This window comes from Actinomadura sp. 6K520 (assembly GCF_004349245.1).
Lineage (GTDB): Bacteria > Actinomycetota > Actinomycetes > Streptosporangiales > Streptosporangiaceae > Spirillospora.
The window spans coordinates 19,642-30,210 of the sequence record NZ_SMLC01000086.1 but is presented as its reverse complement, the minus strand read 5'-3'; the positions used below and the strand labels follow the sequence as shown (position 1 = coordinate 30,210).

General features: G+C 73.9%; 14 protein-coding genes. 4 read left to right on the top strand and 10 right to left on the bottom strand.

Features of this window, described 5'->3' with window-relative positions; all coding sequences use genetic code 11:
* Positions 1 to 558, top strand: a 558-nt coding sequence (locus E1289_RS22110; RefSeq protein ID WP_131983130.1) for a CocE/NonD family hydrolase, incomplete at its 5' end; no start/stop codon positions are given.
* Here E1289_RS22110 and E1289_RS22105 read toward each other — a convergent pair.
* The 9 genes from E1289_RS22105 to E1289_RS22070 all read right to left on the bottom strand — a co-directional run bounded on the left by E1289_RS22105 (position 555) and on the right by E1289_RS22070 (position 7,695).
* Positions 555 to 1,400 carry a hypothetical protein gene (locus tag E1289_RS22105; RefSeq protein WP_131983128.1) on the bottom strand — a complete coding sequence of 282 codons (846 nt, stop codon included), beginning with the start codon at positions 1,398 to 1,400 and terminating at the stop codon, positions 555 to 557. The two genes, E1289_RS22110 and E1289_RS22105, sit on opposite strands and share 4 nt — an antisense overlap.
* A 17-nt stretch (positions 1,401 to 1,417) precedes the next feature.
* The gene (gene hisF, locus E1289_RS22100; RefSeq protein WP_131983126.1) at positions 1,418 to 2,179 is read right to left on the bottom strand and encodes an imidazole glycerol phosphate synthase subunit HisF; all 762 of its coding nucleotides are present in this window, start codon (positions 2,177 to 2,179) and stop codon (positions 1,418 to 1,420) included.
* Positions 2,176 to 2,931: a bifunctional 1-(5-phosphoribosyl)-5-((5-phosphoribosylamino)methylideneamino)imidazole-4-carboxamide isomerase/phosphoribosylanthranilate isomerase PriA gene (priA, locus tag E1289_RS22095; RefSeq protein ID WP_131983124.1), complete on the bottom strand. Its 756-nt coding sequence runs from the start codon at positions 2,929 to 2,931 to the stop codon at positions 2,176 to 2,178. Before priA ends, hisF begins: the two co-directional genes overlap by 4 nt.
* A gap of 36 nt (positions 2,932 to 2,967) precedes the next feature.
* Positions 2,968 to 3,603: an imidazole glycerol phosphate synthase subunit HisH gene (gene hisH, locus E1289_RS22090; RefSeq protein WP_131983122.1), complete on the bottom strand. Its 636-nt coding sequence runs from the start codon at positions 3,601 to 3,603 to the stop codon at positions 2,968 to 2,970.
* Complete coding sequence (locus E1289_RS38315; RefSeq protein WP_165970572.1) at positions 3,600 to 3,770, bottom strand: hypothetical protein; 171 nt, start codon at positions 3,768 to 3,770, stop codon at positions 3,600 to 3,602. The genes hisH and E1289_RS38315 overlap by 4 nt, the downstream gene beginning before the upstream one ends.
* Positions 3,771 to 3,772: 2 nt before the next feature.
* A complete protein-coding gene (gene hisB, locus E1289_RS22085) occupies positions 3,773 to 4,366 on the bottom strand; it encodes an imidazoleglycerol-phosphate dehydratase HisB (protein ID WP_131983120.1) in 594 nt (197 codons plus the stop codon).
* Positions 4,363 to 5,511, bottom strand: coding sequence for a histidinol-phosphate transaminase (locus E1289_RS22080; protein ID WP_131983117.1), 1,149 nt, complete (start codon positions 5,509 to 5,511; stop codon positions 4,363 to 4,365). The genes hisB and E1289_RS22080 overlap by 4 nt, the downstream gene beginning before the upstream one ends.
* Positions 5,508 to 6,815, bottom strand: coding sequence for a histidinol dehydrogenase (gene hisD, locus E1289_RS22075; protein WP_131983115.1), 1,308 nt, complete (start codon positions 6,813 to 6,815; stop codon positions 5,508 to 5,510). The genes E1289_RS22080 and hisD overlap by 4 nt, the downstream gene beginning before the upstream one ends.
* Before the next feature lie 67 nt (positions 6,816 to 6,882).
* Entirely contained in the window at positions 6,883 to 7,695 is an 813-nt protein-coding gene (locus tag E1289_RS22070) for a PhzF family phenazine biosynthesis protein (RefSeq protein ID WP_131983113.1), read from the bottom strand.
* 212 nt (positions 7,696 to 7,907) lie between these two features.
* Here E1289_RS22070 and E1289_RS22065 point away from each other — a divergent pair, with 212 nt between their 5' ends.
* Together E1289_RS22065 and ybaK are read left to right on the top strand one after the other, a co-directional pair.
* The gene (locus E1289_RS22065; RefSeq protein WP_131983111.1) at positions 7,908 to 8,570 is read left to right on the top strand and encodes an LON peptidase substrate-binding domain-containing protein; all 663 of its coding nucleotides are present in this window, start codon (positions 7,908 to 7,910) and stop codon (positions 8,568 to 8,570) included.
* Between the two features lie 24 nt (positions 8,571 to 8,594).
* The gene (gene ybaK, locus E1289_RS22060; RefSeq protein ID WP_131983109.1) at positions 8,595 to 9,110 is read left to right on the top strand and encodes a Cys-tRNA(Pro) deacylase; all 516 of its coding nucleotides are present in this window, start codon (positions 8,595 to 8,597) and stop codon (positions 9,108 to 9,110) included.
* On the opposite strand, the gene E1289_RS22055 is transcribed toward ybaK, so the two are convergent.
* On the bottom strand, positions 8,994 to 9,587 hold the full coding sequence (locus E1289_RS22055; protein ID WP_243713050.1) for a hypothetical protein: 594 nt from the start codon (positions 9,585 to 9,587) through the stop codon (positions 8,994 to 8,996). The two genes, ybaK and E1289_RS22055, sit on opposite strands and share 117 nt — an antisense overlap.
* A 121-nt stretch (positions 9,588 to 9,708) precedes the next feature.
* Here E1289_RS22055 and E1289_RS22050 point away from each other — a divergent pair, with 121 nt between their 5' ends.
* The gene (locus E1289_RS22050) at positions 9,709 to 10,419 is read left to right on the top strand and encodes a DUF6882 domain-containing protein (protein WP_131983107.1); all 711 of its coding nucleotides are present in this window, start codon (positions 9,709 to 9,711) and stop codon (positions 10,417 to 10,419) included.
* Positions 10,420 to 10,569: the final 150 nt, after the last annotated feature.

Sequence of the window (10,569 nt, the reverse complement as noted above, 5' to 3'; positions counted from 1 at the left end):
CGCCCGACGCCCGCGCTCGGCGGCCCCACCCTGCTCGGCAGCTCCCGCCCGGTCGACAACCGGCCGCTGGAGCGGCGCCCGGACGTCCTGGTGTTCACCTCGCCGCCCCTGCCGGACGACCTCGACGTGATCGGCCCGGTCGGCGCCGACCTGTTCGTCCGCTCCGACCGTGCGCACACCGACTTCATCGTCCGGCTCTGCGACGTCGCCCCGGACGGGACGTCCCGCAACGTCTGCGAGGGCGGGCTGCGGCTCCCCTCCCCCGCCGAGAAGCCGATCGGGACGGACGGCGTCCGCCGCATCGCCGTCGACCTGTGGCCGACCGCGCACCGCTTCGCCCGCGGCCACCGGGTCCGCGTCCACGTCACCAGCGGCGCCCATCCCAAGGTCGCCGCCAACCCCGGCACCGGCGACCCCCTGGCCACCGCGACCCGGATGGTCATGGCCGACCAGGAGCTCTTCCACGACCCGGACCACCCGTCGGCCATCATTCTTCCCATGGCCGAACGCTCCCCCGAAGCGGTTCTCCCCGCCCCCGACGAAGAGGACGCCGGCTAAAGGCGGGAGGCGAGTGCCTTCGCGAAGCGGTGTGCGCCGGCCGGGGCGTGGCCGAGGAAGAGGCTGGGTTCGGTCAGCTCCAGTTCGATGATCAGTGGGGTGCCGTCGGGGCCGGGGATCAGGTCCACGCGGGCGTAAAGGAGCCGGCCGCCGCCGGGGACGGCGGCCAGGGCCCGTTCCGCCACGTCCAGTTCGGCGGCGGTCGCCGTGGAAGGAGTGACGTGGCCGCGGGACGGGTCATCGCGGACGGCGCCCTCGATGCCCGCTCCCGCCCTGAGGATCTGCGCCTTACGGGCGGCGTGGCTGTACTCGCCCTCGCAGAAGACCAGTGCCTTCTCACCGGCGGTGTCCACGGCGGACAGGTACGGCTGGACCATCACCGTCCTGCCCGCGTCGCGCAGCGAGCGCAGGTGGGCGCGGGCCTCGTCCTCCTCGCCCGCGCCCCAGCGGGCGGTGTCGCGTGAGCCGATCGAGACGGCCGGCTTGATGACGTACTCGGGCCACGCGGACGGGATGTCGTCCGGGTCCCACAGGGTCGGGACGACGGGCAGGCCCGCGTCGGCGAGGTCGCGCAGGTAGCGCTTGTCGGTGTTCCACCGGACGACCCCGGCGGGGTTCAGGACGTGCGGCAGGCTCTCGGCCCACGCCACGAACGCGTCGCGCCTGTCGGTGTAGTCCCAGGTGGAGCGGATGACCACCAGGTCGTAGCGGGACCAGTCGACGTCGCCGTCCCAGACGGCGGGCTCGGCGCCGATGCCGAGCGGGGCCAGGGCCGCGGTGAGGGCGCGCACGTCGTCGTTCCCGTCGGGCAGCAGCGAGCAGGTCGCGAACGCGATGGTCATGCCGGGGGGGTTCCTGTTCAGCGGACGGGGTGGCCTGCGACGCGCAGGGCGGACTTGACCTCGGAGATCTTCAGCTCGCCGAAGTGGAAGACGCTGGCGGCGAGGACGGCGTCCGCGCCGGCCTGCACGGCGGGCGCGAAGTGCTCGACGGCCCCGGCGCCGCCGCTGGCGATCACCGGCACGGTCACCGTCTCGCGGACGCGGCGCAGCATCTCCAGGTCGAACCCGGCCTTGGTGCCGTCGGCGTCCATGGAGTTCAGCAGGATCTCGCCGACGCCGAGGTCCTGGCCGCGGCGCGCCCACTCGATCGCGTCGATGCCCGTCCCCTGCCGGCCGCCGTGCGTGGTGACCTCGAAGCCGGAGGGCGTCCCCTCGGCGCGGCGGGCGTCGACCGACAGGACCACGCACTGGGACCCGAAGCGGTGCGCGGCCTCGCGGAGGAACTCGGGGCGCGCGATCGCGGCCGTGTTGATCGACACCTTGTCGGCGCCGGCGCGCAGCAGCCGGTCGACGTCCTCGACGGCGCGGACGCCGCCGCCGACCGTGAGCGGGATGAACACCTGCTCGGCGGTGCGGCCGACGACGTCGTAGGTCGTGGAGCGGTCGGCGCTGGACGCGGTGATGTCCAGGAACGTCAGCTCGTCGGCGCCCTCGGCGTCGTAGCGGCGGGCCAGCTCGACGGGGTCGCCCGCGTCCCGCAGGTTCTGGAAGTTGACGCCCTTCACCACGCGCCCGGCGTCGACGTCCAGGCACGGGATCACCCGCACGGCCACGGTCACTTGACGGCCTCCAGGGCCTCTTCGAGCGTGAACGCCTGCGCGTAGAGGGCCTTCCCGACGATCGCGCCCTCGAGCCCGCCCCGACCAGCCGACCCCGACCCACCGCCTCGGCCGTCTCGGGCGAGCCCGGCGAGGGCGCGCAGGTCGTCCAGGGAGGAGACGCCGCCGGACGCGATGACGGGCCTGTCGGTCCGGGAGCAGACCTCGCGGAGCAGCTCGGTGTTGGGGCCGCGCAGCGTGCCGTCCTTGGTGACGTCGGTGACGACGTACCGGGGGCAGCCGTCCTCCTCCAGGCGGGCGAGGACCTCCCACAGGTCGCCGCCCTCCCGCGTCCAGCCGCGGGCGGCGAGCGTCGTGCCCCGCACGTCCAGCCCCACCGCGATCTTCTCGCCGTAGGAGGCGATGATCTTGCGGCACCACTCGGGGTCCTCCAGCGCCGCCGTGCCGATGTTGACGCGGGCGCAGCCGGTGGCGAGGGCCGCCTCCAGCGACGCGTCGTCGCGGATGCCGCCGGACAGCTCCACCTGCACGTCCAGCCGCCCGGTCACCTCGGCGAGCAGCTCGCGGTTGGAGCCGCGCCCGAACGCGGCGTCCAGGTCGACCAGATGGATCCATTCCGCCCCCGCGCGCTGCCAGGCGAGCGCCGCCTCCAGCGGGGCGCCGTAGGAGGTCTCGGTGCCCGCCTCGCCCTGGACCAGGCGCACGGCCTGGCCGTCAGCGACGTCAACGGCGGGAAGGAGCGTCAGAGTCATGCGGAAACCCTATCGAGGCAGGTGGTGCGGGACGTTTCAGTCGACGGTGCCGAGCCAGTTGCGGAGGAGTTCGGCGCCCGCGTCGCCGGACTTCTCGGGGTGGAACTGGGTGGCGCACAGCGGGCCGTTCTCGACGGCGGCGACGAAGCGGCCGCCGTGCTCGGCCCAGGTGACCAGGGGCGCCTCGATGAGGCCGGTCGGGTCGGGCTCCAGGTCCCAGCGGCGGGCGGCGTAGGAGTGCACGAAGTAGAACCGGGCGTCCGCCAGGCCGCGGAAGAGGGTGGTGCCCTCGGGCGCGTCCACGGTGTTCCAGCCCATGTGCGGGACGACCGGGGCGTCGAGGCGGTCGACCGTGCCGGGCCACTCGTCGCAGCCCTCGGTGGTGACGCCGTGCTCGATGCCCTTGGTGAACAGGATCTGCATGCCGACGCAGATGCCGAGGACGGGGCGCCCCCCGGCGAGGCGGCGGCCGATGATCTGGTCGCCGCGCACCGAGCGCAGGCCCGCCATGCACGCGGCGTACGCGCCGACGCCGGGGACGACCAGGCCGTCGGCGGCGAGCGCGGCGTCCCAGTCGGCGGTGACCGTCACGTCGGCGCCGGCGCGGGCGACGGCGCGTTCGGCCGAGCGCAGGTTCCCCGAGCCGTAGTCGAGGATGACGATGTCCTTCACGCCCACAGGAAACCCCCGGTGATCGCCAGCGCGGCGAGGACGAGCACGATCAGCGCGGCCGTCTTGAGGCCCTGCTTGACGAAGCTGTAGACGCCCGCCAGCAGGAACACCCCGACCGCGAAGAGCGCGACATTGCCGTAGGTGAGGTGCAGGTCGCCGATGTGCACGGCTACAGGGCCCCCTTGGTGGACGGGATGCCGTGCACCTTCGCGTCGAACGCGACGGCGTCGCGCAGCGCGCGGGCGAGGGCCTTGAACTGCGCCTCGACGATGTGGTGGGCGTTGCGCCCGTACGGGACGTGGACGTGCAGCGCCACCCGCGCGTTGGACACGAACGACTCGAAGATGTGCCGGGTCATCGTGGTGTCGTAGTCGGGGCCGATCATCGGGGCCATGCCGTCCGGCTCCACGTGCACGAGGTAGGGGCGGCCGGACACGTCCACGGTGACCTGCGCGAGCGCCTCGTCCAGCGGGATCGACGCGTCGGCGAAGCGGCGGATGCCGGCCTTGTCGCCGAGGGCCTCCCGGAACGCCTGGCCGAGCGCGATGGAGGTGTCCTCGATCGTGTGGTGGCTGTCGATGTGCAGGTCGCCGGTGGTCTTGACGGTCAGGTCGAACGACCCGTGCTTGCCGATCTGGGCCAGCATGTGGTCGAAGAACCCCACGCCGGTCGCGACGTCGACCTGCCCGGTCCCGTCGAGGTCGATCTCCACGAGGACCTGGGTCTCCTTGGTCCCGCGCTCGATCCTTCCCTTGCGGCTCACAGACTCTCCTTACCGTTCCCGACGAAGTCGGCCCGGGGGGTGCGGGGGGCCGTCCCCCCTCGGGATCGAAGTAGCGCGGTGCGGAACGCGGCCATCTCCTCCGGGGTGCCGACGGTGACCCGCAGCCACGCGGGCGGTCCCACCTCCCGGATCAGCACGCCGCGTTCGAGCAGGTCCTCCCAGACCCTCCGGCGGTCCGGGAACGTCCCGAACAGGACGAAGTTGGCGTCGGAGTCGGCCACCTCGAAGCCCTCGCCGCGCAGCCACGCGACGAGGTCGTCGCGTTCGCGGCGCAGCGCGTTGACGCCGCCGAGCAGTTCCTCGCGGTGGGCGAGGGCGGTGCGGGCCACGGCCTGGGTGACGGCCGACAGGTGGTAGGGCAGCCGGACGAGCAGCAGCGCGTCGAGGACGGCGGGATCGGCGGCCAGGTAGCCGAGCCGCGTCCCGGCCATCGCGAACGCCTTGGACATCGTCCGGGTGACGATCAGCCGCGGGTGGCCGTCCAGCAGCGTCAGCGCGGACGGCGTCTCCGCGCGGCGGAACTCGCCGTACGCCTCGTCGACGACGACCATGCCCGGCGCGGCGTCCGCGACGGCCTCGATCGTCTCCAGCGGCAGCGCGGTGCCGGTCGGGTTGTTCGGCGAGGTGAGGAACACGACGTCGGGGCGGTGCTCCTGGACGGCCCGGACCGCGCGGGCGGGGTCGATCCCGAAGTCCTCGTCGCGGTGGGCGTCGATCCAGCGCGTTCCCGACACCCCGGTGATGATCGGGTGCATCGAGTAGGACGGCTCGAAGCCGAGCGCGGTGCGGCCCGGCCCGCCGAACGCCAGCAGGATCTGCTGGAGGATCTCGTTGGAGCCGTTCGCGGCCCACACCCGCCCGGCGGTGAGCCCGATCCCGGGGGTGTCGGCGTTGAGGAAGGCGGCGAGGTCCTCGCGGAGGGCGACGGCGTCGCGGTCGGGGTAGCGGTTCAGCGTCCCGGCGACGTCCGTGACGGCCTCGCCGAGGGCCTTCACCAGCCGTTCGGACGGCGGGTACGGGTTCTCGTTGGTGTTCAGCGCGTACGGGACGTCCAGCTGGGGCGCGCCGTAGGGTTCGCGGCCGCGCAGGTCGTCCCGCAGCGGCAGGTCGTCGAGCGAGGTCACGAAGGGATCGTCCAATCGAAGCGTGCCTTCAGAGCGGCGCCGTGGGCGGGCAGGTCCTCGGCCTCGGCGAGCGCGACGACCCGGGCCGTGGCCTCGGCGAGGGCGTCGCGATCGTATTCCACGACGTGGACGCCGCGCAGGAACGACTGGACCGACAGCCCGGACGAGTGGCAGGCGCACCCGCCGGTCGGCAGCACGTGGTTGGACCCGGCGAGGTAGTCGCCGAGCGAGACCGGCGCGTGCCGCCCCACGAAGATCGCCCCGGCGTTGCGGACGCGGGCGGCGACGGCGGCGGCGTCCGCGGTGTGGATCTCCAGGTGCTCGGCGGCGTAGGCGTCCACGACCTTCAGGCCGGCCTCGACGTCGTCCACGAGCACGACGCCGGACTGCCGCCCGGCGAGTGCCTCGGTGATCCGCTCGGTGTGCCGGGTGCGGGCGACCTGGGCCTTCAGCTCGGTCTCGACCTCGTCGGCGAGCCGTACCGAGTCGGTGACCAGCACGGCGGCGGCGAGCGTGTCGTGCTCGGCCTGGCTGATCAGGTCGGCGGCGACGTCGACCGGGTCCGCGGTGGAGTCGGCGAGGATCGCGATCTCGGTGGGGCCGGCCTCGGCGTCGATGCCGATCACGCCCTTGAGCAGCCGCTTGGCGGCGGCGACGTACACGTTGCCGGGGCCGGTGACGAGATCGGCCCGGCGGCACTCCTCGGTGCCGTAGGCGAACATCGCGATCGCCTGCGCGCCCCCGGCGGCGTACACCTCGTCCACGCCGAGCAGCCCGCACGCGGCGAGGATCGACGGGTGCGGCAGGCCGCCGAACTCGCGCTGCGCGGGCGAGGTGACGGCGAGGGAGGCGACGCCCGCCTCCTGCGCGGGGACGACGTTCATCACCACGCTGGACGGGTACACGGCGCGCCCGCCCGGCACGTAGAGGCCGACCCGATCGACCGGGATCCAGCGCTCGGTGACCGTGCCGCCCGGCACCACCCGCGTGGTGACGTCGGCGCGGCGCTGGTCGCGGTGGACGGTCCGGGCGCGGCGGATGCTCTCCTCCAGCGCGTCGCGGACGGCCGGGTCGAGGCCGGCGAGGGCCTGGTGGACGGCCTTGACCGGGACGCGGACCGCGTCCAGCTCCACACCGTCGAAGTTCTTCGTGTGCTCCCGGACCGCCGCGGAGCCCCGATGCCGGACGTCCTCGCAGATGGGCCGCACCTTGGCCAGGGCGGCCTCGACGTCGAGTTCGGCGCGGGGCAGCACGGAGCGCAGGTCGCCGGGAAGCGAGCCGCGCAGGTCGATACGGGAAATCACCCGTCCAGTCTACGGAGTGCGACCCGCCGCTCGCCCCGTGTCTCAGGTGCCGAGACGGAGGTGTCGGTCACGCCAGGAACTCGCCGTCCAGGACGGTGACGGCCGCGCCGGTCAGGGCGACCCGGTCCCCGCGCAGGGCCACCCGGACGTATCCGCCGCGCGCCGACGCCTGGAAGCCGGTCATGGTGTCGCGGCCGAGGCGCTCTGCCCAGTACGGGGCGAGGGCGCAGTGCGCCGAGCCGGTGACGGCGTCCTCGCCGTCGCCGGGGAGGACGCGCGGGGCGAAGAACCGGGACACGAAGTCGTGGTCGCGGGCCGCCCCGGCCGCCGCGGTGACGATCACGCCGCGGGCGTCGATCGCGGCGAGCGCGGGGACGTCGGGGCCGAGCCCGCGGACGGCCGCCTCGTCGGCGACCTCGGCGAGCACGTCGTTCTGGACGTTGCGCCCGGCGGCGAGCACCGGCACGCCGAGCGCTTCGGCGAGCCCGGCGGGGACGTCGACGGGGTCGGGCGGGCAGGCGGGGAAGTCCATCGAGAGGCCCCCCGACTCGTCCCGGGTGACGGTGAGCACGCCGCTCTTCAGCGTCCGGAACCGTATCGGCGCGCCGGACGCCACGATTCCCGTGGTGTAGAGGGCGTGCGCGGCGCCCAGGGTGGCGTGGCCGCACAGCGCGACCTCCACCGCCGGCGTGAACCAGCGCAGCTCGAACTCCGCGCCGGGGTCGGCGACGGGGCGGACGAACGCCGTCTCGGCGTGCTTCATCTCGGCCGCGACCCGCTGCATCCACCCTGCGTCGGCGGCGTCCTGGAGCAGGCACACCGCGGCGGGGTTGCCGGCGAAGGGGCGGTCGGTGAAGGCGTCCACGACGAGCATCCTCATGCCGCCGACGCTACCGGCCGTCCCCGCCGGGCGGCAGGGCCGATCGGCGGAAGTGGCCCTCCGCCGCACCGGGTCGCCGCCCTCGACCAGCGGGATGACTAAACCGCTTCACAGTGTGAAAAACGAACCCTTACCAAGATCATCCACTTCGACGTACTCTGGCGTAACAAGGCGTCGCCCCCGGGGGCGCCCGGAAGTGTGGGAGATGAAGTGTGACCGAGCGGCTCGCCCTGTTCCCCCTGGGCACCGTGCTGTTCCCAGGGCTCGTCCTCCCGCTGCACCTGTTCGAGGACCGGTACCGGCGGCTGATCTGCGACCTCCTGGACCGGCCCGAGCCCCGCGGCTTCGGCGTCGTCGGCATCGAGCTCGGCCACGAGGTCGGCGAGGGCGCGGCGCACCGGCTCGCCGAGGTCGGCTGCGTCGCCGAGCTGCGCGAGAGCACGCGGCACCCCGACGGGCGGTACGACATCGTGACGGTCGGTGCGCGGCGCTTCCGGCTGAAGGAGCTGGACCGGTCCCGGCCCTACCTGCAGGGCGAGGTGGAGTACCTCCCCGAGCACCCCGGCGCGGATCCCTGGCCCGCCGCGCGGCAGGTCCACCGGCTGTACCGGCTTTACCGGCAGCGCATGGGCGCCGCCGGCGCGGATGGTTTCGTCAAGGAGGCGGTGCCCGCCGAGCCGGTGGCCCTGTCCTACATGGTCGCGGCGTCGCTCGTCCTGGACGGCCACGACAAGCAGCGGCTCCTGGAATGCGAGGACGCCACCCTCCGCCTGGAGGCCGAACGCGACCTGCTGGCGAGGGAGAACCGCATCCTGGAGGTCCTCCCGATCATCCCCGCCGGGCAGTTCCTGGACGGATCGTTCCACCCCAACTGACGCGATCGCGGGAGACTGCCCTCCATGAGCACCGCGAAGTCCAAGGGCGGCCGGGCGGGCAGGGGCGGCACGGGTACGCCCGCGACCGTCGCCGCCACCCGGGCGAAGATCGAGTTCACGCTGCACTCCTACGCGGCCGACCCGGACGCCGACTCCTACGGGGAGGCCGCCGCCGACGCCCTCGGCGTCCCGCACGGGCAGCTGTTCAAGACGCTGCTCGCCGAGGTCGACGGGCGGCTGACCGTCGGCGTCGTCCCGGTCTCGTCGAGCCTGGACCTGAAGGCCCTCGCCGCGGCCGCGGGCGGCAAGAAGGCGCGGATGGCCGACCCGCGCGACGCCGAGCGCGCCACCGGGTACGTCGTCGGCGGGATCAGCCCGCTCGGGCAGCGCCGGACGCTGCCGACCGTGATCGACGAGTCGGTGTCAGCGCTCGGGACCGTCTACGTCTCGGCCGGCCGGCGCGGACTGCAGATCGAGCTGGTACCCGCCGACCTCGTCCGCCTCACCGGCGCCCGGCTCGCCCCGATCGCCCGCGGGTAGCCGCCGGACGACCAGTTCCAGCAGCGCGTACGCGGCGACGGCGGGCAGCGCCCAGCAGACGAGGAGGCCCCGGGCGCGCAGGTCGGCGACGCCGGTCACGGTGGTCCCGTCGCGCGCCGTCCGGACCGCCTCCTGGAAGTCCGCCAGCCCGACCGCGTGGCCGGTCCGCCAGGCGAGCAGGGCCGCGGCGCAGCCGCCCACGGCCAGCCCGAGCAGCAGCGCGATGTCGTTGCGGCGGCCGCCGGCCGGGTAGGCGGCGGCGCCGCACAGCAGCCCGGCGACGGCACAGATCGCGGCGAACCGCGCGTCGCCGCCGATCGGGCCCTGCCCTTCCGGGTCGGCGAGGAGGACCTCACCCTGGACGATCAGGTACGTCACCTCGGGGACCGTGGCGGCCCAGAGGAGCCCCGCGACCGGTCCGAGGAGCGCCATGATGGCGGCGATGACCACTCCAGCCGCCCAGGGCCTCGTCGCCAAGAGCCTCCCGGTGGGTCCCCGCACCTCGTACGCTCCTAGATGTGAGTCCACTGACAGCGAAAGCCTAGCCTGCCCGATTCCGGCCCACGATCGCCCCGACTACTGGGATAATGTGCCCGACATGTCCGGATTCAGTCCCGCGTTCGAACGCCTCGGCGCCGCGCTGGCGGCCGTCGTCCTGCAGCAGCAGGAGACGCTCGCCGAGTTCCTGCCGCGCGAGGACTGGAGCGCCGACCTGACCGCCCGCACCTACTCCAGCGGCGGGGTCACCGTCCGGGTCTCCCTGCTCGGCAGCTACGCCGCCCGCGAGCGCACCTGGCTGTGGGGATGGGCGAATCCGCAGTTCGGCGACGCGCACCCCGCCGTCACCCCGACGCTCGGCATCCGGGCGCTCGGCGAGCGGCTCGGCATCACCGAGTTCACCACCCCCGAGGTCGACCTGTCCTGGTACGACGGGCCCGCCGGGCACGGCGGCGAGCTGGTCGCGATGGCCGCCGGCGGCGTCCTCGGCGGCGGCGGGTACATCGGCGCCGGCTACGACGGCGGTTCGGCCTACCTCCACGTGGACGACCCGCAGGCGCCGCCCGCGCAGTGGGACCCCGTCCCGGTCCCCAGGCTGCTGACGAACGCGGCCGCCCTGTTCCCGCACGAGCCGCGGCTGACGCTCGCGGGCCTGCTGTCGCACCACCGCGTCCCGTTCCGGCAGACCGACCTGCTGACCGAGGCGCTGCTGCCCGGCGGCGGGACCGCCCGCGCCACCTTCGACGGCCTCGGCCGCTTCGTCGGCTGGAAGGCGGAGCTCATTGCAGTTCCCTCGGCGGTCGGGCCCTAGAGGGCCCTCCCTTCAACGGGAACTGCGGCGATCGCTGCATCGCTCCGGCTCGCCCAGGGGCTCGCTGCGCGATCAGGTTTCTCGCTTCGCTCGTAACCTGGCTTCGCACGCGATCGCAACGCCCGGGTCGTTGCGGGCCGGGCTTAAGGA